General features: G+C 64.5%; 14 protein-coding genes and 1 other RNA gene. 7 read left to right on the forward strand and 8 right to left on the reverse strand.

Going from position 1 to position 20,417, the window contains the following annotated elements; all coding sequences use genetic code 11:
* Positions 1-128: 128 nt before the first annotated feature.
* The 4 genes from AC1Q7Q_RS00165 (at position 129) to AC1Q7Q_RS00180 (ending at position 4,057) form a co-directional block, all read left to right on the forward strand.
* Complete coding sequence (locus AC1Q7Q_RS00165) at positions 129-1,391, forward strand: D-amino acid dehydrogenase (protein ID WP_492376698.1); 1,263 nt, start codon at positions 129-131, stop codon at positions 1,389-1,391.
* 104 nt (positions 1,392-1,495) lie between these two features.
* Positions 1,496-2,416: a glutamate/aspartate ABC transporter substrate-binding protein gene (locus AC1Q7Q_RS00170; protein ID WP_492376697.1), complete on the forward strand. Its 921-nt coding sequence runs from the start codon at positions 1,496-1,498 to the stop codon at positions 2,414-2,416.
* A gap of 153 nt (positions 2,417-2,569) precedes the next feature.
* The gene (locus tag AC1Q7Q_RS00175; RefSeq protein WP_492376696.1) at positions 2,570-3,367 is read left to right on the forward strand and encodes a transporter substrate-binding domain-containing protein; all 798 of its coding nucleotides are present in this window, start codon (positions 2,570-2,572) and stop codon (positions 3,365-3,367) included.
* A 30-nt stretch (positions 3,368-3,397) separates the two neighbouring features.
* Positions 3,398-4,057, forward strand: a complete 660-nt coding sequence (locus AC1Q7Q_RS00180) for an amino acid ABC transporter permease (protein WP_492376695.1) — start codon at positions 3,398-3,400, stop codon at positions 4,055-4,057.
* A 691-nt stretch (positions 4,058-4,748) separates the two neighbouring features.
* Here AC1Q7Q_RS00180 and AC1Q7Q_RS00185 read toward each other — a convergent pair.
* The 3 genes from AC1Q7Q_RS00185 to cphA (AC1Q7Q_RS00195) are packed head-to-tail and all read right to left on the reverse strand — an operon-like array spanning position 4,749 to position 10,205.
* Entirely contained in the window at positions 4,749-4,976 is a 228-nt protein-coding gene (locus AC1Q7Q_RS00185) for a hypothetical protein (protein WP_492373956.1), read from the reverse strand.
* A gap of 1 nt (position 4,977) precedes the next feature.
* Positions 4,978-7,548 (reverse strand): cyanophycin synthetase, encoded by a 2,571-nt coding sequence (gene cphA, locus AC1Q7Q_RS00190; RefSeq protein WP_492373957.1) that lies wholly within the window; start codon positions 7,546-7,548, stop codon positions 4,978-4,980.
* 20 nt (positions 7,549-7,568) lie between these two features.
* The gene (gene cphA / locus AC1Q7Q_RS00195) at positions 7,569-10,205 is read right to left on the reverse strand and encodes a cyanophycin synthetase (RefSeq protein ID WP_492373958.1); all 2,637 of its coding nucleotides are present in this window, start codon (positions 10,203-10,205) and stop codon (positions 7,569-7,571) included.
* A 240-nt stretch (positions 10,206-10,445) separates the two neighbouring features.
* Here cphA (AC1Q7Q_RS00195) and AC1Q7Q_RS00200 point away from each other — a divergent pair, with 240 nt between their 5' ends.
* Together AC1Q7Q_RS00200 and AC1Q7Q_RS00205 are read left to right on the forward strand one after the other, a co-directional pair.
* Positions 10,446-12,734 (forward strand): cyanophycin metabolism-associated ABC transporter, encoded by a 2,289-nt coding sequence (locus tag AC1Q7Q_RS00200; RefSeq protein WP_492373959.1) that lies wholly within the window; start codon positions 10,446-10,448, stop codon positions 12,732-12,734.
* A gap of 14 nt (positions 12,735-12,748) precedes the next feature.
* The gene (locus tag AC1Q7Q_RS00205) at positions 12,749-13,219 is read left to right on the forward strand and encodes a cyanophycin metabolism-associated DUF1854 family protein (protein ID WP_144409738.1); all 471 of its coding nucleotides are present in this window, start codon (positions 12,749-12,751) and stop codon (positions 13,217-13,219) included.
* 8 nt (positions 13,220-13,227) lie between these two features.
* Here the strand turns inward: AC1Q7Q_RS00205 and AC1Q7Q_RS00210 are convergent, their stop codons facing one another.
* The 5 genes from AC1Q7Q_RS00210 to ompA form a co-directional block, all read right to left on the reverse strand.
* Positions 13,228-14,100, reverse strand: coding sequence for a hypothetical protein (locus AC1Q7Q_RS00210; RefSeq protein ID WP_492373960.1), 873 nt, complete (start codon positions 14,098-14,100; stop codon positions 13,228-13,230).
* Positions 14,101-14,541: 441 nt separating this feature from the next.
* Positions 14,542-14,900: a transfer-messenger RNA gene (gene ssrA, locus AC1Q7Q_RS00215) on the reverse strand.
* Between the two features lie 88 nt (positions 14,901-14,988).
* A complete protein-coding gene (gph, locus tag AC1Q7Q_RS00220) occupies positions 14,989-15,660 on the reverse strand; it encodes a phosphoglycolate phosphatase (RefSeq protein WP_492373961.1) in 672 nt (223 codons plus the stop codon).
* A 2-nt stretch (positions 15,661-15,662) separates the two neighbouring features.
* Entirely contained in the window at positions 15,663-16,412 is a 750-nt protein-coding gene (ubiG, locus tag AC1Q7Q_RS00225; protein WP_459373108.1) for a bifunctional 2-polyprenyl-6-hydroxyphenol methylase/3-demethylubiquinol 3-O-methyltransferase UbiG, read from the reverse strand.
* A gap of 111 nt (positions 16,413-16,523) precedes the next feature.
* On the reverse strand, positions 16,524-17,183 hold the full coding sequence (gene ompA, locus AC1Q7Q_RS00230; protein WP_492373962.1) for an outer membrane protein OmpA: 660 nt from the start codon (positions 17,181-17,183) through the stop codon (positions 16,524-16,526).
* A 458-nt stretch (positions 17,184-17,641) separates the two neighbouring features.
* Between ompA and gyrA the strand changes: the two genes are divergently transcribed.
* Complete coding sequence (gene gyrA, locus AC1Q7Q_RS00235) at positions 17,642-20,356, forward strand: DNA gyrase subunit A (RefSeq protein WP_253931343.1); 2,715 nt, start codon at positions 17,642-17,644, stop codon at positions 20,354-20,356.
* Positions 20,357-20,417 lie beyond the last annotated feature (61 nt).

Consider the following 20,417-nt stretch of genomic DNA (forward strand, 5'->3'; position numbering starts at 1 on the left):
GAGGGCGCTGCAGCAAAGCGGCACCCATAGCCTAAAGACATATTCTTGCACGTATTCGCATTGGGCAAGACGGGCCGCGTGGTCTACCCTGTGTCGGGTCGAGAAGGACCGGATCAAAGAGGCGGGTAATGAAGGTTGTGATCGTAGGGGCGGGCGTGATCGGGATGAGCGCGGCGTGGCGGCTGGCGGGCGACGGGCACGAGGTGACCGTGCTGGAGCGGCACGACGGCCCGGGCGAGGAAACCAGCTTCGCCAACGGCGGGCAGCTCAGCTATAGCTATGTGGCGCCGCTCGCCGGGCCGGGCGTGCTGGCCAAGGTACCCGGGTGGCTGCTGCGCCCTGATTCGCCGATGCGCTTCCGGCCATCGGGCGACCCGGCGCAGTGGCGCTGGCTGGCGGCGTTTGCACGCGCTTGCAATGCCTCGGCCAGCGAGGCCACCACGCGCAAGCTGCTGCGGTTGGCCTTCTACTCCCGCGACCTGATGCAGGCCTTTGTCGACAGCCAGCCGGTGGACTTCGGCTTTGCCCGGCGCGGCAAGCTGATTGTGCACCGCGACGCGGCCGGCTTCGATGCCGCCTGCCGCCTGCTCGATTACCAGGCCAGCCTGGGCTGCGAGCAGCAGGCGCTGGACGGCGACGCGTGCGTGGCGCTGGAACCGGCGTTGGCCGGCATCCGCGGCGAGATTGCCGGGGCGATTCACACGCCGAGCGAGGAAGTGGCCGATTGCCATCGTTTCTGCCTGGCGTTGGCACAGTTGCTGCGTGACCGTCCTGGCGTGTCGCTGCGCTTTGGCACCGACGTGCTGGGCATCGAGCGCGAAGGCGATCGCGTGACCGGCGTGCGTACCGATGCCGGCATCGAGCGGGCGGATGCCGTGGTGGTGGCAGGCGGCATCGGCAGCGTGGCGTTGCTCAAGCCCCTGGGCGTGCGGGCACCGCTGTGGCCGCTCAAGGGCTACAGCATCACGGTGCCAATTCGCGATGGCGAGCGCGCGCCGCACATCAGCATCACCGATGCTGCGCGCAAGATTGTCTATGCCCGCATCGGCAACACCTTGCGCGTGGCGGGCATGGCCGACCTGGTGCGCGCGGATACCGTCATCGACCGTGCCCGCATCGCCACGCTGGCCTTTGAGACCCGCGCGCTGTTTGGCGACATGGCGCCGGGCATGGAGCCGGAGCAGTTGCAGCCCTGGGCGGGCCTGCGCCCGGCCACGCCGACCGGCCTGCCGATGGTGGGCCGGTCGGGCGTGCGCGGCCTGTGGCTCAACATCGGCCACGGCGCGCTTGGCTTCACGCTGGCCATGGGCAGCGCGGGTTTGCTGGCTGATGGCCTGGCCGGGCGCAAGCCGGCCATCGATGACACGGATTTCGCCGCGATGCTGGCTTGATGGGCAGCGTTCCGGGGCAGTTTTTACGTTTGCATTACCGCTGAGAAACACCGCTTCACGACCAGGCAGTACCTCGAGCCATTCCCACCCAAGGAGAAAACGATATGAAATCGCAGGTCCACTCCAACCGATTCTCCCGCTGCCTGCTGGCGGTTGCCATGCTGGCTGGCACCGCAGGCGCTGTCAGCAATGCGCACGCCGCCGACGGCGATACGCTGCGCAAGATCAAGGAAACCGGCGTGATCTCGCTGGGCTATCGCGAGTCCTCCATCCCGTTCTCCTATACCAACGGACGCGATGTGATGGGCTACTCGCACGAGATCCTGCTGCAGATCGTCGACAAGGTGAAGGCGCAACTGCAAAGCCCCAAGCTCGAGATCAAGCTGGTGCCGATCACGTCGCAGAATCGCATTTCGCTGATGCAGAACGGCACCATCGACATCGAGTGCGGCACCACCACCAACAACCTGGAGCGGCAGAAGCAGGTAGCGTTTTCCAACAGCCTGTTTGTCTACGGGCTGCGCATGCTGACCAAGAAGGATTCGGGCGTGAAAGACTTCCCGGATCTCAAGGACCGCAACGTGGTGACCACCGCTGGCACCACGGATGAGCGCCTGCTGGTCAAGATGAATGGCGAGAAGGCCATGAACATGAGCCTGATCAGCGCCAAGGACCACGGGCAGTCCTTCCTGATCCTGGAGACGGGGCGCGCGGTGGCCTTCGTGATGGACGAGCCGCTGCTCTACGGCGAGCTGACCAAGGCCAAGAGCGCCAATGACTGGACCGTGGTGGGCACGCCGCTGCAGACCGAGAACTACGCCTGCATGTTCCGCAAGGACGATCCGTCGTTCAAGGCGCTGGCCGACGGCGTGATCGCCGACCTGATGACCAGCGGCCGCGCCGAGCAGTTGTACAAGAAGTGGTTCCAGTCGCCGATTCCGCCGCGCAACATCAACCTGAACTATCCGCTGTCAGCCGATATGAAGGATCTCTACGCCCATCCTAACGACAAGGCGTTCCAGTAAGCCGGGCGGGGCAGGGCGAATCGTTATTGCTGTTCGACGCGAAATTGCGCTAGGCTAAAAGCCGGCTTGCGCGCTTGGCGGACCAACGCCGGGTTGGCGCTTGCCGGACCGTTGCGGACGCCGTCCGCGTCGGCTGTGCTGACTGGAGAACATATGCGATCGCTTCGTACCGGCTGTCTCAACGCCCTGTTCGCCGTTTCGCTGCTGGCGGCCGGCGCCGCCGCGCAGGCCGCCGACCTGCTCGATACCGTAAAGCAGGCCGGCGTGCTAAAGATTGGGCTGGAAGGCACCTATCCGCCATTCAACTACCGCGGCAGCAACAACCAGCTGGAAGGCTTCGACGTGGATGTGGCGAAGGGCGTGGCGGCCAAGCTGGGCGTCAAGCCGGAGTTTGTCACCACCGAGTGGAGCGGCATCATTGCCGGGCTGCAGGCCGGCAAGTTCGATGTGATCGTCAACCAGGTCGCGGTTACGCCGCAACGCAAGCAGGTGCTGGAATTCTCCACACCTTACGTGTATTCGGCGGCGCAACTGATCCAGCGCAAGGATGACAACCGGCAGTTCAAGTCCCTCGAGGACCTGAAAGGCAAGAAGCTCGGCGTGAGCCTGGGCAGCAACTACAACGAACTGGCCAAGTCGGTCGCCGGCATCGACGTTAAGACCTATCCGGGCGCGCCCGAGTACCTGCGCGACCTGGCCGCGCAGCGCGTGGATGCCGCGCTGAACGACCGCCTGATGATCGGTTACCTGATCAAGACGTCAAACCTGCCGCTGCGGCCCGGCGCGATTGTGGAAGGTGGCAATTCCGAGGTGGCGATCCCCTTTCGCAAGGACAATCCGAAGTTTGCGCAGGCCATCGACCGCGCGCTCGACGAGATGCGCAAGGACGGCAGCCTCGGTAAGCTCTCGGCGAAGTGGTTCGGCAGTGACGTGACCAAGCCGGCCAGATAAGCGCGGGCAGGCCTCCCGCCAGGGCTTTCCATGTCCGCTCTCCAGCTCGTTGCCGCATCGCTGCCCGTGTTGCTGCAGGGCATGCTGCTGACCATCAAGTTCGCGCTGCTGTCGATGATCTTCGGGCTGGTGATCGGCACCATGGTGGCGTTGATGGGCATCAGCCACCAGCCCGTGCCGAAGGCCGTCGCGCGGGCCTATGTCAGCATCATGCGCGGCACGCCGCTGCTGGTGCAGATCTTCGTGGTGTATTACGGCTTGCCGGGCATCGGCATCGCGCTGGAACCCACCCCGGCGGGCGTGTTGACGCTGAGCCTGAACGTAGGGGCGTATCTCTCGGAGAGCATGCGCGGCGCCATCCTCGGCATCCCGCGCGGGCAGTGGCTGGCGGCTTACAGCCTGGGCCTGACGCAAGGCCAGACCTTGCGCTACGTGGTCGGTCCTCAGGCGCTGCGGCTGGCGGTGCCGAGCCTGTCGAACAGCCTGATCAGCCTGATCAAGGACACCTCGCTGGTGTCTGTGATCACGGTGACGGAGCTGCTGCGCACGGCGCAGGAGGTGATTGCCGCGACCTACCAGCCGTTGCCGCTTTATCTTGCCGTGGCTGCTATTTATTGGATGCTTAGTACGGCGCTGGCGCATGTGCAGCGGTTGTTGGAGAGGCGGCTGTCGTTGCCGGGGAGGCATTAGGGGTGGGGGGGATAGGGGGGGGAGGGGGGATAGGGGGGATTTGGGCGGCGTTGGTTTTTGGACCCAAGGGCCATACGACATCCCCCTGCGGGGGCTGCCGGTCACTCTTCTTTGCGTCGGCAAAGAAGACTAACGAGAAGAAAGCCGACCCTGCCGGGGGCAGAGCAATCGCGGGTGCGCAGGGCGCTGGTTTCGTCGTAGGGCCAGCGGTTCTGCACGCATCTGCCGGTACCGGTTTGACCGGCCACGACGCTGCCAGCCTCCGGGATACGTGGTGAGCCCCCCGGTAGCGGACATCACTTGCTTCAAGCCGTCTGTCGCTCGCGGCGTGGCCGGCCACGAAGTTGCAAGCGCACCGGTTCCGTCGTGGGCGCGGTGGCACCGCCTTGATTAGCCCGAGACCTTCACCACCGCGCCCGCCCCACCACGAAACCATTGACGGGCGATGTGTCGTGATGGTCCGTGCCGGTAACGGCAGATGGTCGAACGCGCACCGAGCAAAGCGATCAGGGGCACCACAACGTGACCATTGGGTCATGCATTTTCGATGCCCTCCAAGCCGGTATGGCAAAGGCCAGCCAACACTCCGGGCCGTACGACGCAACCACAGCCCCACATAAGCCCGATTGCTCTGCTCCCGGCAGGGTCGTGTACGAATCAACCACATGGGTAACCGTCGGCTTTCTTCTCGTTAGTCTTCTTTGCCGACGCAAAGAAGAGTGACCGGCAGCCCCCGCAGGGGGATGTCGTATGGCTGTTGGGCCCAAAAGCCATCACCGCCAACAAAAAAACCAAAGCCCCCGCAGATCAACGTCATACGGCTGTTGGGTACAAGACACCAACCAGCGCCAATCAAAATCAGAATGCAAGAAAGCCAGCCGATGAGGCTGGCTTTCTTGTTTACCGCGAGGCTATCCAACTCACCCCTGAGCAATCCTCTGCTCAATATGCGCCAGCGCCTCCTCCACCTGATCCACCAAAATCAAGCAAAGATCCCCCGACTGCAAATGCGACAACGCCGTATCGATAGCAAGGAACTCCCCACGGATCTCCTCGACTGTGCTGGCGCGCTTCGCGCCCTCCAGGCCTTCGCGCAGCAAGGCCAGCACTTCGCCGTCCTCGCGTCCGCGCTGGCACTGGTCCTGGTACAGGATCACTTCGTCGAACACATCGCCAAGGATCTCCGTCTGGCGGCGGATATCGACGTCGCGGCGGTCGCCGGCGCCGCTGATCACCACCGAGCGGCGCTCGGCGGGCATGCCTTCGATGGCGTTGCACAGCGCCTGGATCGCATCCGGGTTGTGGCCGTAGTCGGCGATCAGCGTCGCGCCCTTGTAGTCGAACACGTTGAAGCGGCCAGGGGCGGTGGCTGCATCGTTGACGAAGGTCGCCAGGCTGCGGCGGATCACTTCCCAGTCGATGCCCAGTGCCCACGCCGCCGCGGTGGCGGACATGGCGTTCTCGACCTGGAAGCCGATCGAGCCGCCGCGCGTCAGCGGAATGCTCGACAGCGCGATGCGCACCTGGTGCTCGCCTTCGGCGGCCACGATATGGCCATCCTCGACGTACACCACGCGCTTGCCCTGCGCGCAGTGCGTAGCCATCACGGGGTTGTTGAGGTCGGCCGCGAAGAACGTCACGGCGCCCGGGCAGGCGTCGGCCATGCGCACCACCATGGGGTCCGCGGCATTGAGCACGGCCATGCCGTGCGGTGCCACGTTTTGCACGATGACGCTTTTCAGCACGGCGAGGTCTTCCACGGTGCTGATAAAGGACAGCCCGAGGTGATCGCCTTCGCCCACATTGGTGACCACCGCCACGTCGCAGCGGTCGAAGGCCAGGCCTTCGCGCAGCAGGCCGCCGCGCGCGGTCTCGAACACGGCGGCGTCCACGTCGGGGTGCATCAGCACATTGCGGGCGCTGCGCGGGCCGCTGCAGTCGCCGGTGTCGATGCGCTCGCCCTTGACGTAGACACCGTCGGTGCCGGTCATGCCGATGCGCAGGCCGCTGCCGGCCAGCAGGTGGGCAATCAGGCGGACCGTGGTGGTCTTGCCGTTGGTGCCGGAGACCGCCACCACGGGGATGCGGCCATCGTCGCCGTCGCCGAACATCGTGGAGATGATGGCTTCGCCCACCGCACGGCCCTTGCCGTAGGAGGGCTGCAGGTGCATGCGCAGGCCCGGCGCCGCATTGACTTCGACGATGCCGCCGGCTTGTTCCTCGAACGGCTTGAGCACGGTCTCGCAGACCGCGTCGACGCCGCAGATGTCCAGGCCAACCATGCGCGCGGCCGCCACGGCGCGGGCTGCCATGTCCGGGTGCACATCGTCGGTGACGTCCGTCGCGCTGCCGCCGGTGGACAGGTTGGCGTTATTGCGCAGCACCACGCGGGTGCCCTTGGGCGGCACCGCATCCGCGGTGAGATGCTGCTTGGCCAGCGTGGCCAGCGCGATATCGTCAAAGCGGATCTTGGTCAGCGAGGTGGCGTGTCCCTCGCCGCGGCGCGGGTCGCGATTCACTTCCTCGACCAGTTGGCGCACGGTGTGCTTGCCATCGCCGGTGACCTGCGGCGGATCGCGGCGGGCCGCGGCGACCAGGTGGTTGCCCACCACCAGCAGGCGGAAATCGTGGCCGGGAATATAGCGCTCGACGATCACGTCGGAGCTGATCTCGGCGGCGACTTCATAGGCGGCGATGACTTCCTCGCGGGTGCGGATGCGCACCGCCACGCCCTTGCCCTGGTTGCCGTCGCGCGGCTTGACCACCACCGGCGCATCGATTTCCTGCGCGGCGGCCCAGGCTTCGTCGGGGTCCGAGACGGAGCGGCCCATCGGCACCGGCACGCCGGCGGCGTGCAGCAGCTTCTTGGTGAGTTCTTTGTCTTGCGCGATCGATTCCGAGACCGCGCTGGTCATGTCGGTTTCGGCTGCCTGGATGCGGCGTTGCTTGCTGCCCCAGCCAAACTGGACCATGCTGCCTTGCGTCAGGCGGCGATAAGGAATGCCGCGTGCCACGCCCGCATAGACGATGGAGCCGGTGCTCGGCCCCAGGCGCACGTCTTCGTCGAGCTCGCGCAGGCGATGCAGCGCATCGGCCAGGTCGAACGGCATGTCATCGCGCGCGGCGCGGCACAGCGTGGCGGCGAGTTCCAGCGCCAGCCGGCCGACTTCTTCCTCGCTGTACTGCACCACCACCTGATAGGTGCCGGGTTCGACAGTGGGCGCGGTGCGGCTGAAGCTGACCGGGCAGCCGGCCTCTGCTTGCAGGCGCATGGCCGCGCATTCGAGCGCGTGCGCCAGCGACACCACGCCTTCGTTGTCATCGGGCCGCAGCGGGCCTACCTCGGGAAAGCGCGCGCGCAGGCGCTCTTCAAAACCGGGCAGCTGTGCCAGCGTGTGGGCCTCGTCAGAGCAAGAAACGATGGCTTCGATGGCGGTGTGGCGGCACCACAGGTTAGGGCCGCGCAGGGCCCGGATACGTGAGACTTCCATGAAATCAGTTTCCTTGCGGATCAGGCGCGGCGGCCCGGTTGGCCCATCCACTGGTGCACCAGGTCGATCGTCGGCAGGGTCGTCGCCTCATCGCATTGCAGGACCAGCAGGTCGCCGGCCACTACTTGCGCGAGCGCGGCCTCGATCGCCTGGCGGCGCGAGCCCTCGTCGATGATCTTGGTCACGCGCCGTCCTTCATACAGGCCCTGCTTGAGCAGCGCGCGTGCCTCGGCGTCCGGCAGCGCGCGCTTGACCGAAGTGTCTTCGCACAGGAAGACGCGGTCGAACGCGGCGCCCAGCACCTTGCCTTGCTTGACCATGTCTTCGTCGCGGCGCGGCGCGCCGGCGCCGTACACCACCACGCGGCGCTCGCTCGGGAAGCGTTCCAGCGATGCCACCAGCGCTTCCAGCGCGGGTGCATTGTGGGCGTCGTCGATCACCACGATGGCACCGTTGCGCTCGAACAGCGTGAAGCGTCCGGGCACATCCACCTGGCCCACATCGAATGTCACCACGCCAGCACGAATCAGGTCGTTGGAGATGCCCAGCGCCCAGCCGGTGGCCACAGCCGCCAGCACGTTCTCGACCTGGAAGGCCACGCGGCCCGCATAGGTGAGGGGGATCGCGGCCACATCGGCCAGCGGCACCTCGCGGCTGCCGGTGGCGAGCACCACTTTGCCGTCGCGCACGTAGACCGCACGGCGGCCCGCCGCGCGATGCGCGGCAATGGCGGGCAGGTCAGCCGTCATGCCGAAGAAGATCACGTCGCCATCGCACAGCTCGGCCATCTCCACGACCAGCGGGTCGCGCGCGTTGAGCACCGCCACGCCGCCGTCCAGTACCACGTCGACTTGGGTGCGCAGCACGTTGTACATCTTCTCGACTTCCTCGACGTAATACTGGCCAAGGTGGTCGGGCACATCGATATTGGTCACCACGCCGACCTGGCAACGGTCGTAGGCGAGGCCTTCGGACAGGATGGCGCCGCTGTCGTTCTCGAGCACGGCGGCATCCACCGCGCGGTTCATCAAGATGCGGCGGGCCGCGTCCCAGTTGGCGCGGTCGCCGCCTTGCACCTGGCGGCGGTCCAGGTAGAGGCCGTCGCTGCAAGCCAGGCCGGTGTGCTTGCCCGAGAGCTGCAGCAGGCGTGCGACCAGCTTGGCCACCACGGTCTTGCCGTTGGTGCCGGTGATGCCGACCACGGGAATGCGGCCGTTATCGTCGCCTTCGCCAGCCGGGAACAGGTGATCCACCACGGCACGGCCCACCGGGCGGGCTTCGCCGTTGGAGGGCTTCAGGTGCATCAACAGGCCGGGGCCGGCATTGACCTCGACAATGGCGCCGCGCTGCTCGGCGAGCGGCCGCGAAATGTCCTGCGCCACCAGGTCGACGCCGGCGATGTCCAGGCCCACGATGCGGGCGGCCAGCGAGGCATGCGCGGCCACGCTCGGGTGCACGCGGTCGGTCACATCGAAGGCCACGTTGCCGTTGCGCTGGATCAGCACATGCTTGCCCTCGGGCGGTACGGACGTGGCGTCAAAGCCCTGGCGCTTGAGTTCCAGGCGCGCGGCCGAATCCAGCCGTACCTTGTTGAGCGGGTGGTCTTCGGTGCTGCCGCGGCGCGGGTCGGAATTGATCTGCGACTCGATCAGCTCGTCGATGGTCGACTTGCCGTCGCCGGTCACGCTGGCGGTCTCGCCCATGGCGGCGGCCACCAGGCGGCCGCCCACCACCAGCAGGCGGTGTTCGTTGCCCAGCACAAAGCGCTCGACGATGACGCCACTGCCCTCATCGATGGCGACGCCGTAGGCGGTCTCGACTTCTTCGCGCGTGGTCAGGTTGGTGAACACGCCGCGGCCGTGGTTGCCGTCATAGGGCTTGACTACCACCGGCAGGCCGATGTCCTCGGCGGCGTCCCAGGCGTCGGCGGCACTTTCCACCAGCCGGCCTTCGGGCACGGGCACGCCGCAGGATTCCAGCAGGCTCTTGGTCAGGTCCTTGTCACGCGAGATGCTCTCGGCAATGGCGGCGGTGCGGTCGGTCTCGGCGGTCCAGATGCGGCGCTGGCGGCTGCCATAGCCGAGTTGCACCAGGTTGCCCTCGGACAGGCGCAGCGCCGGGATGTCGCGGTCGTCGGCTGCGTCGACGATGCAGGCAGTGCTCGGACCCAGGCAGTGCTTGTCCACCAGGCGTCGCAGGTGATCCACCGTCTCCTGAACGTCATAGGGACGGTCCTCGATGGCGGCCATCACCAGGTCGCGGGCGGCGAACAGGGCGGCACGGGTGACATCCTCGTGCCAGGCCCGCACGATCACCTTGTAGACACCCCGGATCGGGGTCTCGCGCGCCTTGCCGAAGCCGCCGGGCATGCCGGCGAGGTTCTGCAGCTCAAGCGTGACGTGTTCCAGGATGTGGCCAGGCCACGTGCCGTCCTTGAGCCGCTGCAGGAAGCCGCCGCGCTCGCCGATACTGCAGCGATGCTCGACCAGCGAGGGCAGCCATGCCGACAGGCGCTCGTAGAACCCCGGAATCTTGTTGGAGGGAAAATCCTCCAGTTCCCCGATATCGACCCACGCCTCCAGCACAGGCCGATATGTCCACATATTCGGGCCGCGCAGCGACATGACATCGAAAATCTCAATGTCCTTCTTTTTCATTGATTTAGCTTGAGGCAGTGGGCGAGTGCCCGAGAAATAGAAGCCTAACCTTTCAGTAACGTTACAACGGTCAGCCGGTTGACTTTCTTGATTAAAAAGCGATTGTGCAGTGCATCAGGGGCGCCCGTGTGTTTGGCCTTATGTATACTGCGGGCAAATCGGCGGGCCGCCAGGGCGCGCCCGCGCTAAATTGTTTCAAGTTATGTCCATAGCCCAAGGACGCAGCATGCCGTACCAACGATGACCCAACCTTCCTTGCCCGTGATTGACAGCGACGCCCACAACGAGCCGTGGCGTAACGAACTCGGCATCCGCCTGCAAGCTGGCGAAGCCGTGCTTGCCTGGCTCGAAGTCGACCTTGACGCAAAGCTGCATTTTACCCAAGGCTGGGTACTTGTGACGGATCGTCGCTTGCTGGCGCGCATGCCGGGGCAAAAAGACTGGCAGGAATGGGCGATCCAGCCCGGATTATCGCTGCATCACGCCGATCATGCGGGGGTTGGCACGCTGGAGTTGCAAGACAATGGGCGATTGCTGGCCAGTTGGCGCTACACGCTGGGCCACAACCCGGCTGCGTTGCGCCTGATCGACCAGTTCCACGCGCAGCGCGACCTGTCGGCCTCAGGCCGGGCAGGGCGGCTGGATCTGGATGCCGAAGCGGTCTGCCCGACCTGCAAGGCTCCGCTGCCCCCGGACGACGACCAATGCCCGCAATGCAGCCGTGACCTGGAAATGCCGCCGTCGACCTGGGCCCTATTGCGCCTGTGGCGGTTTGCCCGGCCGTACCGCTTCCAGTTGCTGGCCGGCTTCCTGCTGACGCTGCTGTCCACCGCCGCGACGCTGGTGCCGCCGTACCTGACCATGCCGTTGATGGACAACGTGCTGATTCCCTACCAAAACGGGCTGCCCATCGACTACGACCGGGTCAAGCTGTACCTGGCCGGCCTGCTGGGTGCGGCGCTGGTTGCATGGAGCCTTGGCTGGGCTCGCACCTATCTGCTGGCGCGGGTGTCCGAGCGCATCGGCGCGGACCTGCGCACCACCACCTACGAGCACCTGCTGCGTCTGTCGCTGGAGTACTTCGGCGGCAAGCGCACGGGCGACCTGATGGCCCGCATCGGCTCGGAAAGTGATCGCATCTGCGTATTTCTGTCGCTACATCTGCTGGATTTCGCCACCGACGTGCTGATGATCGTCATGACGGCGGCCATCCTGATTTCGATCAACCCGTGGCTGGCGCTGGTGACCCTGGTGCCGCTGCCGTTCATCGCGTGGATGATCCACCTGGTGCGCGACCGGCTGCGCCACGGCTTCGAGAAGATCGACCGGATCTGGTCGGAGATCACCAACGTGCTGGCCGATACCATCCCGGGCATCCGCGTGGTCAAGGCCTTTGCGCAGGAAAAGCGCGAAGTGGAGCGCTTCCGCGAAGCCAACCGGCACAACCTGGCCATCAATGACCGGGTCAACGCGGTGTGGTCGCTGTTCACCCCGACCGTCACGCTGCTGACCGAGATCGGCTTGCTGGTGGTGTGGATCTTCGGCATCTGGCAGGTCTCGCACAACGCGATCACGGTCGGCGTGCTGGTGGCCTTCCTCACCTATATCAGCCGCTTCTACACACGCCTGGATTCGATGAGCCGCATCGTCTCGGTCACGCAGAAGGCCGCCGCCGGCGCCAAGCGCATCTTCGATATCCTCGATCACGTCTCCAGCGTGCCGGAACCCACGCGGCCGGTGCACCTGGAGCGTGTGGAGGGCGCCATCGAGCTGCGCGAGCTGGGCTTCCGCTACGGCAACCGTGCCGTAATCCGCGGGCTCAACCTGTCGATCGCACCGGGCGAGATGATTGGCCTGGTGGGACACAGCGGGTCGGGCAAGAGCACGCTGGTCAACCTGATCTGCCGCTTCTACGATGTCTCCGAGGGCGCGATCCGGCTGGACGGCGTCGATATCCGCTCGCTGCCGGTCTCGGAGTTCCGCAGCCATATCGGGCTGGTGCTGCAGGAGCCGTTCCTGTTCTTTGGCACGATTGCCGAGAACATTGCCTACGGCAAGCCGGGTGCTTCGCGCGAAGAGATCATCGCCGCGGCGCGCGCCGCTCATGCGCACGAGTTCATCCTGCGCCTGCCGCACGGCTATGACTCTCTCGTGGGCGAGCGCGGGCAGGCGCTGTCCGGCGGCGAACGCCAGCGTATCTCCATCGCTCGCGCGCTGCTGATCAATCCGCGCATCCTGATCATGGACGAGGCCACCTCGTCGGTGGATACGACGACGGAGAAGGAAATCCAGAAGGCGCTGGACAACCTGGTGCAAGGCCGCACCACCATCGCCATCGCCCACCGCCTGTCCACGCTGCGCAAGGCGGACCGACTGGTGGTAATGGATCGCGGACAGATCGTGGAAGTTGGCAACCACGATGAATTGCTGGCGCGCGAAGGCGCCTACTACAAGCTCTACCAGGCGCAGGCCCGCAATGTCGATGCCGACGCGGATCTCACCTCCGCCGATGCGGTCAACGTGCAATAAGGATGGGAGCTCACATGCAGCAAGTCGATTTCAAGCTCTCCCGCAATGCCCTTGGCCGCCTGGTGATGACCACGGCAGATGGCGTTGTGCATGATGGTGTCGTTCCCGTGCGCGCCTTCCCCATCGCCGCGCCCGACGACGGCGTCGGCCTCGTCAGTGCCGATGGCCGCGAGCTGGCCTGGCTGCCTCGCCTGGATACCTTGCCTGCCCCGGTGCGCGAGATGATCGAGGCCGAGCTGGCCAGCCGTGAATTCATGCCGGAGATCCGCCGCATCCGCTCGGTGTCGACCTACGCTACCCCCAGCACCTGGGAGGTAGAGACGGATCGCGGCCTCACGTCGCTGGTGCTGCGTGGCGAGGAAGACATCCGCCGCCTCGCCGGCTCCACGCTGCTGATCTCCGACAGCCACGGCATCCATTACCTGGTGCGCAACCTGGCCAGCCTGGACAAGGGCAGCCGCAAGATCCTCGACCGCTTTCTCTAGGCTGCGCTTCAGGGCTTGCCAGTGAAGATCACCCCGACCTGGCGGTCGGGGCGCATCGCAAACAGGTAGATCTGGCCGGGCGTGGGCAAGCTATGCGTGGTGGTGGGGTCGTAGTAGGCAATGCCGCTCATGGGTGTGTTCGCGTAAGGGCAACTCGGCCCAGTCAGCTGCAGGGCGACGTTGTAGACCTTGCCCTGGCGCCGCGGCGTGGCGGTCCCGGTAAAGCTGCAGCCCGAGCCGCTGCCGTCTAGCGTGAGGTTGCCGCTGGCGTCGATGGTCAGCCTTACAGCACCCGCCGCGATCCCGGTCGGGTCAATGACGTTCGACGTCCCGTAGTAAGTCCCCTTCAGGCCGTCGGTGGTCGCGATGAAGTTGTAGTCGGTGCTGTAGGTGGCATTGACGACCGTGCTCCTGCCGTTGCGATAGGTGACCTGCGCCTGGATCGACTTGCCCGGCACGTAGGCCGCCATCAGGTTCGCTGCGGTCAGGCTGTAGCCAGCCGCCTCCTGATTGAAGTCCAGCCCGTTGTTATTGGTGGTGAGCGCACCGCTGCCCGAGCTGTAGTTGCCGGTCAGGACCCCGGTCGATACGTCCGGTATGCCCGCCATCGCGTAGAAGGCGTAGTAGACGTTCTCGTCCAACACCAGGATGTTGAACCGCTCGCTGGCGGCAGAGGTACCGATGTAGAAGCCTGAGCCAAGCGCGATGGTGTCGGGTGCCGCCGGGGTCACTGGGGTCGTCGGGGCCGTGGGTGTCGTAGGTGTGGTGGGTGTGGTGGCGGGAGGAGTGCGCACGATCGCCAGTCCGTCACTGTTGTCGCCCGATCCGCCACAGCCTGCGAGGGTCAGCGCAATGCTTGCAGCCCCAATCAGTTTCTTCATTTGTACTTGCCTGTTCCGATGCGCATGGGCGCCTCTGGCGCCGCTTTTCGGTTGCCGAAAAAATCTCGACTGTAACAGATGATTACAATTTGCTAATGACCTTGCGCTTGGCGACCGCGCTGAGCTTGTTCGAGCGCCCAAAAAAAGACGCCCACACAGGATTGGGCGGGCGCTGGAGGGCAACTCCGGACGTGAAGCTACGAAGGCCCGCGTCGGGAAGTCCGCCTCTGCAGAGGCAGCTTGGGTAGATGATGCAGGCTTGGGGGCGTTATGTGAATCGGACAAATCTTAATTCGGCGGAAATTGCCCGCCTTTGCAGCAATTCTTTTGGGGTAGTGGGGGCTTTGCGCCACCCTCATTATCAAAGCCGGAAAAAAGAAAACCCCGAGGATGCCTATCCTCGGGGTTTCGGTAGTCCTGGAAATAACCAGGACTGAATATTGGTGGAGCCGGCGGGAATCGAACCCGCGTCCGCAAGCCCTCCACAGAGAGTTCTACATACTTAGTCCTGCCATTTGATTTAACCGGTGCATCGCGGACGGACACGCTCTACAACGGCGAGTCACTAAATTTTCGTCCCTAGGTCCGTGACAAACTCAGGGCTTATCTGGCGTTAATGACCTCGCGTAGTCTTGCGACTCTAGCCCGCCAGCGAGCCAGTGCGAGGACGGCCGCAATTAAGCGGCCAGTGCGTAACGTTCGTCGTTAGCAGTTATTGCATTCCCATTGATTAACGAGGTGACGGGTCCTCGGTATGCCCTCCACTGCTTTGTAACCCACGTCGAAACCAGGTCGGCCCCTGCGTGAACTGTGTGAACAGTGTCAAGAAGACAGATTGTACCCCGTCGGCGGCTTCAGGTGTAAATGCCTGCCGTGCCGCCTCGCGCGTCAGCGCTGTGCGCCAGGGGCCAGCAGCGCGATCAGCTCGCTGGGATGGCGCACCAGGTAGTCGGCGCCCCATGCCTCGGGCGGTTCGCCATCGCCGCAGTAGCCGTAGGCCGCGGTGATGGTGATCATGCCGGCGGCCTTGCCTGCCTGGATGTCGCGCACGTCATCGCCAACGTACACGCAGCGCCCGGGCGCCACGCCGCTGACTTCGGCGGCATGCAGCAGCGGTGCGGGGTGGGGCTTGGCATGCGCCGTGGTGTCGCCGCTGACCACGGTTGAGGCGCGCGGCGCCAGTCCGATGGCGGCGACCAGCGGCGCTGTGAAGCGCGTGATCTTGTTGGTGACGATACCCCACCGGATGCCGGCGGTTTCCAGCGCGTCCAGCACCTCGGCCATGCCATCGAACAGGCGCGTATGCACCGCGATGTCGGCCTCGTAGTAATCGAGGAAGGTGTCGCGCAGGGCGGGGAACTCTGGGTCGGCCGGGCTCTTGCCGAAGGCGGCGCCAATCAGGCCGCGTGCGCCGTGCGAGGCCACGGGGCGGAGTTTCTCGTAGTCCACGGGCGGGCGGCCATGCTCGGTGACGAGCCGGTTCGCGGCCGCGGCCAGGTCGGGGGCGGTGTCGGCGAGCGTGCCGTCGAGATCAAAGAAGACTGCGTCGTAGGTGCGCATGTTCAGGCGGGCCGGCGAAATGCCATCATATAGTTCACATCGGTGTCCCGGCCCAGCGAGTAGACCTGGGTCAGCGGGTTGTAGGTCATGCCGCGCATCTCGACCAGTTCGAGCCCGGTGTTGCGGGCGTAGCGGGCGAGTTCGGACGGCGTGATGAACTTGTCGTAGTCATGCGTGCCGCGCGGCAGCATCTTGAGCACGTATTCGGCGCCGACCACGGCCAGCAGATAGGCCTTGAGGTTGCGGTTGATCGTGGAGCAGAACACGTAGCCGCCCGGGCGTACCAGCGTGGCGCAGGCGCGCAGGATCGATTGCGGGTCGGGCACGTGCTCCAGCATTTCCATGCAGGTCACCACATCGACGCTGGCGGGCATGCGCGCCGCCAGCGCTTCGGCAGCGATCTCTTCGTAGGTCACTGTCACGCCGGACTCCAGGCTGTGCAGGTCGGCGACCTTCAGTGCCTTGGTGGACAGGTCGATGCCGCGCACCGTGGCGCCGGTGCGCGCCATGCTCTCCGCCAGGATGCCACCACCGCAGCCGATGTCGACCACGTCCTTGCCCTTGAGGCTGGCGATGCCGTCGATCCAGCCGAGCCGCAGGGGGTTGAGTTCGTGCAGCGGCTTGAACTCGCTTTCCGGATCCCACCAGCGATGGGCCAGCTCGCTGAATTTGTCGATTTCGCGTGCGTCGGCGTTCTTACCGATCAAGGTAGTTTCAACGGTCGGATGGAGCGGGGAGGATATCTGCGTCATGGAGTTTGGCGCGCCACCAGGGCGGCAGCGTGAAAGCGGAGGGTATGCTGCGACTGTATCAAAAAAAAAGCCCAGCTTGCGCTGGGCTTTCTTTCATCGGAAAGGTTCCGATTAACGTGCGCTGCGGGTGCCGACCACTTCGACTTCCACGCGACGATTCGGCTGCTGGCAGGCGATTTGTGCCTTGCGATTGCCCTTGCACGACTTCGGGTCAACCTTCAGCTGACGCTTGCCCTTGCCTTCCGTGTAGACACGGTTGGCTTCCACGCCCTTGCTGACCAGATAGGCCTTGACGGCTTCAGCACGACGGATCGACAGGCGATCGTTGTACTTGTCCGAGCCGAACGAGTCGGTGTGGCCAACTGCGATAATCACTTCCAGGGTGATGCCCGACAGCTTGGAGGTCAGGTCGTCCAGCTTAGCCTTGCCTTCCGGCTTCAGCACAGCCTTGTCGAAATCGAACAGGGTGTCAGCAGCGAAAGTGACCTTTTCGCTGGAAACAACCGGAGGAGCAACCGGTGCCACCGAGGGGGCAGCCGGAGCGACCGCCGGAGCCAGGGCGCCATCGCACAGGGCGTTGGCGGTGGCCGGGGTCCACGAGCTGTCGCGCCAGCAGAGCTCGTTCGTGCCGTTCTTCCACACGTACTCGCTCGTACCGTTGCCCCAGTTATCGTTCACAGCCTTCTTTTCGTAGGGGACGGACTGGGCTTGAGCGGATGCAGCCATTACTGCGGTAGCTGCAACGAGCGCGAGCTTGGCAAATTTTTTCATATTTCTCCTCTCAGGATGAGATCACCGCAGGGTTACTGCGAGCAAATGGACGGAAACAAGTCATACATTCTTCGGAGTATAACATTCTCGATGCGGTGTATGCTCCACTTCGAACAATGTCTGGCTCTTCGCTGGGGAATTGTGCCACAAGGGTCGTTTCCTAAGAAGTAAATATATTCGATTCCATCAATGGGTTTTAGGCCTGTGGTGTTTGTGCAACATGGCCCTTGCGATGCCCGCAAACCCTTGTCAGGCCGTGCTTGCAGGATTTTCGACTCGGCCTTGCGCGTGCTTTCCGGGCGCTGCCGAAGCCCCTGCCAAGGGGGGCGCCGCGGCTGCGGGAGAGGGCAGCCGCGCATGTTAGAATGTCACGTTGCCCACCTGTCAGACGCCGCTTTGGCGAATGGCGATTCACCTGGGTGCCTTCTGTTTAAATTCGCCGGATAACCCACGCCGCAATGGATCAATTCGCCAAAGAAACCCTTCCGGTCTCCCTCGAAGAGGAAATGCGCCGTTCCTATCTCGATTACGCCATGAGCGTGATCGTCGGGCGCGCGCTTCCCGATGTGCGGGATGGCTTGAAGCCGGTACACCGGCGTGTGCTCTATGCGATGCATGAGCTTAACAACGACTGGAACCGGCCGTACAAGAAATCGGCCCGTATCGTCGGGGACGTGATTGGTAAGTATCACCCCCACGGCGACACTGCTGTATACGATACGATCGTGCGGATGGCGCAGAATTTCTCGCTGCGCTACATGCTGGTCGATGGCCAGGGTAACTTCGGTTCGGTGGACGGGGATAACGCGGCAGCCATGCGTTATACCGAAATCCGCCTGTCCAAGATTGCCCACGAGATGCTGCTCGATATCGATAAGGAAACTGTCGATTTCGGGCCGAATTATGACGGCTCCGAACATGAGCCGCTGATTCTGCCGGCACGCATCCCGAATCTGCTGATTAATGGTTCGTCGGGTATCGCGGTGGGTATGGCCACCAATATCCCGCCGCATAACCTTAACGAAGTGGTCGATGGCTGCCTGCATCTGCTGCGTAATCCGCAAGCTACGATTGACGAACTGATCGAGCTGATTCCGGCGCCGGACTTCCCGACCGCCGGCATTATCTATGGCATCCAGGGCGTGCGCGAAGGCTACCGCACCGGCCGCGGCCGCGTCGTCATGCGCGCCAAGACGCACTTCGAGGATATCGACCGTGGCCAGCGCCAGGCGATTATCGTCGACGAGCTGCCTTACCAGGTCAACAAGCGCACCCTGCTCGAGCGCATCGCCGAGCTGGTGACGGACAAGAAGGTCGAGGGCATCTCCGATATCCGCGACGAGTCCGACAAATCCGGCATGCGCGTGGTGATCGAGCTCAAGCGCAACGAAGTGCCGGAAGTGGTGCTGAACAATCTATATAAGCACACCCAGCTGCAGGACACCTTCGGCATGAACATGGTGGCGCTGGTCGATGGCCAGCCGCGCCTGCTGAACCTGCGCCAGATGCTGGATTGCTTCCTGTCGCACCGGCGCGAGGTCGTCACCCGCCGCACCGTGTTCGAGCTGCGCAAGGCGCGCGAGCGCGGCCATGTGCTGGAGGGCCTGGCGGTGGCTCTCGCCAACATCGATGAGTTCATCGCGATCATCAAGGCGGCGCCCACGCCCCCCATCGCCAAGCAAGGGCTGATGGCCAAGGCCTGGGATTCCAGCCTGGTGCGCGAAATGCTGGCACGCGCTGAAGGCGACACCGCCGGCGGCCGGGCGTCCTACCGCCCGGACGGTCTGCCGGCCATCTTCGGCATGCAAGCCGACGGGCTGTACCGCCTGTCCGACTCGCAAGCCCAGGAAATCCTGCAGATGCGCCTGCAGCGCCTCACGGGCCTGGAGCAGGACAAGATCGTCCAGGAATACCGCGATGTCATGGCGGTCATCTCCGACCTGCTCGACATCCTGTCGCGCCCGGAGCGCATCAGCACCATCATCACCGACGAGCTGACCGCCATCCGTGCCGAGTTTGGCGACCTGCGCCGTTCGCACATCGAGCTCAACGCCACCGAGCTCGATACCGAGGACCTGATCACCCCGCAGGACATGGTGGTGACCCTGTCGCACAGTGGCTATATGAAGAGCCAGCCGATTTCCGAGTACCGCGCGCAAAAGCGCGGCGGCCGCGGCAAGCTGGCGACCACCACCAAGGAAGACGACTGGATCGACACGCTGTTCGTCGCCAACACGCATGACTACATCCTGTGCTTCTCGAACCGCGGCCGGCTGTACTGGCTGAAGGTGTACGAGGTGCCACAGGGGTCGCGCAACTCGCGCGGCAGGCCGATCGTCAATATGTTCCCGCTGTCCGATGGCGAGAAGATCAACGTCATCCTGCCGGTGCGCCAGTTCGACGCCGAGCACTTCATCTTCATGAGCACCGCGCGCGGCACTGTCAAGAAGACGGCGCTGACCGAGTTCTCGAACCCGCGCAAGGCCGGCATCATCGCAGTCGACCTCGATGAGGGCGACTACCTGATCGGCGCTGCCGTCACCGACGGCCAGCACGACGTGATGCTGTTCTCGGATTCCGGCAAGGCCGTGCGCTTCGACGAAAACGACGTGCGTCCGATGGGCCGCCAGGCCCGCGGCGTGCGCGGCATGAACCTGGAAGAAAGCCAGACCGTGATCGCCATGCTGGTGGCCCCGGCTGAGACCAGCGAGCAGGCCGTCGCAGTGGGCAGTGTGCTGACCGCCACCGAAAACGGTTACGGCAAGCGCACCCCGATCGCCGAGTACACTCGACATGGCCGTGGCACCAAGGGCATGATTGCGATCCAGACGAGCGAGCGCAACGGCCGGGTAGTGGCTGCCGCGCTGGTGTCGCCGGAGGACGAGATCATGCTGATCACGACCGGCGGCGTGCTGATCCGCACACGTGTGTCTGAAATCCGCGAGATGGGACGTGCCACGCAAGGCGTGACCCTGATCAATGTGGACGAGGGCACCAAGCTGTCCGGCCTGCAGCGAATCGTCGAAAGCGATGCCGACAACGGTGTGGCGGGCGACGAACTCGAAGAAGGGGCTGACGCGGTGGATGCGGCGGCTCCGGCTGCCGACGGTGAGCAGGCAGGTGCGCAGGACGGCACCGACGCCGGCACACCTGACACAGGATCAAATTCGTAAGTTGTTGCAACATTGACCCGTTATCCGGAACTCGATTGCCGGCTGCGGGACTAAAACGGAC

It is taken from the genome of Cupriavidus sp. GW823-FHT07A04, from assembly GCF_058794615.1.